This is a genomic window from Pontibacillus yanchengensis Y32, from assembly GCF_000770635.1.
Taxonomy (GTDB): domain Bacteria; phylum Bacillota; class Bacilli; order Bacillales; family BH030062; genus Pontibacillus; species Pontibacillus yanchengensis.
In genome coordinates this window covers 1-2,157 of sequence record NZ_AVBF01000124.1, presented here as the reverse complement: position 1 = coordinate 2,157, position 2,157 = coordinate 1, and the positions used below count along the sequence as shown (strand labels likewise).

Genomic DNA, 2,157 nt, shown 5'->3' with positions numbered 1-2,157 from the left:
ATGCTCTGAAATCGAAAAATTTGCTCCGAAACCAGGAACTGCACTTGTACTGTGCTCCGGCATGGATAGCACATCAAATCATGCCCAGAAATCGAGAGTCGCTCCTATTTTTTTCAGATTCTCGATCATAAATCAAAAATGTCGCTCATATCCCCCTTCCTCCTCCTACTTCCATAAAAAAAGCCTATCTCCAAAAGAAGATAGGCTTATCGGGCCGGTAGTACCTCTTCCTTCAGCTCCCATAAATGGTGGAAGCGTGTATAGGCGAGTGGTGGGCCGAGGTTCAGGATATTGTCGGCAAAGTCGATGATGGTACATGTGCTTGTGCCTCCAAATTTAGGTCCACGCAGGCCACGACCGATGATTTGTTCATAGAGGACGGCGCTTGTGGTTGGTCGGCAGATGACGATGTATTCGGTTTTTGGTGCGTCAAAGCCTGTGGTGAGTACTCCGTAATTAAATAAGAACTCGATGTCGCCTCGTTTAAAGGCGTCGATATACATATTGCGTTGTGCTTTGGATGTTTTCGCTGATATGGAAACTGCCTTCCTGCCTAGCGCATTCATGACACTCGCTAAAAATTCGGCATGCTCGACCGTACATGCATAGACGAGTGTAGGGGCACCTTGCGGAATCTCCATTAAGCGCTTTGCAATCAATTTGTTCCGCTCCTGATCGGCAGCAAGCACGCGTAAAAATTCTGGCGCAAAATCGCCAAAGTGATCGAACACTTCCTCTTCCTTCACTTCGATGGGACGGCTATTATTTTCATACACAATGTGCTTCGGTCTAGCCAAGTAGCCCTCATCCCTGAAATAAGCAAGTGGATTTCGATGATACGTCTCACTCCACTGAAATTCAGGCTTAATCAGATAGGCTTCAAATCGATCTACTAACGTGTACGTAGACTCATCACTACGCCCAGGTGTGGCGGTCAGTCCACATACGGCAAATAGTCCTTTTCCAGCAAGCTCTTCTGCTTTTTCAAACAGCTGCGCATACATATGGGAAGCTGCGTGGTGCGCTTCATCGATAATCATCGCCCCGCAATCCTGCAGCACCTCTTGAATAAAAGGATCGTCATTTTGCAGGCGAGAATAGATCTGGCGAATACTGGCGACCACAACACCACCTGTTAAATCATCCGGATCAGGTTCGCTCCCGCCAAAGTACCGATAGATTCGTAGACTCTCCGAAAACTCCTTATCAATCCACATGTCAGAAATACACGTAATCGCCTGCTCACAAAGCTCCTCACTTTGCGCAATCCAAATCATATACTTTCCGTCATAAAATCTAGGATGCATCCATTCAATAAAGCTCTCGACCGCAATGCGCGTCTTCCCACCACCAGTCGGCAAGGACAGCATGCAACGAGTGTGATCCCCTTCTCGATTCAGCACATCCAGCATGCGCTGCTTCATATCCTCCTGATACGGAACGAGCTTCGGTACTTTTTTCTGAGGTGTCACATCTTCATACACAGCCTTCTTCTTACCATCCTTTTGACTCAAGCCAGCAAAAATAGCAGGAAACCCAAGCGCTCGCACAAATGCTTTCGGCCATCTTCCACCCGGGATCCATTTTTTCGAAGCTAGCTCCCCGTACATATAGCTCGGGGTAGTAATCTTTTTCTTAGGATTCGGATGCTGTTCATATAGTGCTTTTACAGTATCGTCGCTAAGTTTTTTCAACAAAAACTTACGCAATTCCCGAACAGCCTGCCCTGAACCAGAGAACACCTCCGCTCCTTTTTGCATCACAACCAACCGAGCCATTTGGTACGACCCCATCGTCTGTTGGGAAAAATCCTGTAGCATGCGGTTTAGTTGATTGATCTGCTCCTTCCCCATAACCCCTTTGATGAGGCGATCCGGAACATGATAAGTATCGATTAACAGCGCGACAACCCTTGAAATATCGTCATCCGTTGGAAACTCTTTCATGATGATACCCTCCGTAAAAAACTCAATTGTTATATTGTAGCACGGGGGTTGGTGGTGGCTCTAGAGGAAGTTTTCGTCATGTTGTGGCTTGGCTGGGGATGAGTGCAGGCGTGGGAGGCGGAGCGCAAATTGCGGTTTGCTCGGAAATTTCGAATTTTGCTCGCAAATTTCAGATTTTGCTCCGAAATGGAAAAAGTTGATCGCAATTTCG

Annotated in this window: 1 protein-coding gene; it reads right to left on the bottom strand. The window is 47.1% G+C overall.

The window, feature by feature from the left end:
* Positions 1–206 precede the first annotated feature (206 nt).
* Positions 207–1,946: a DEAD/DEAH box helicase gene (locus N782_RS20360; RefSeq protein WP_036824873.1), complete on the bottom strand. Its 1,740-nt coding sequence runs from the start codon at positions 1,944–1,946 to the stop codon at positions 207–209.
* Positions 1,947–2,157 lie beyond the last annotated feature (211 nt).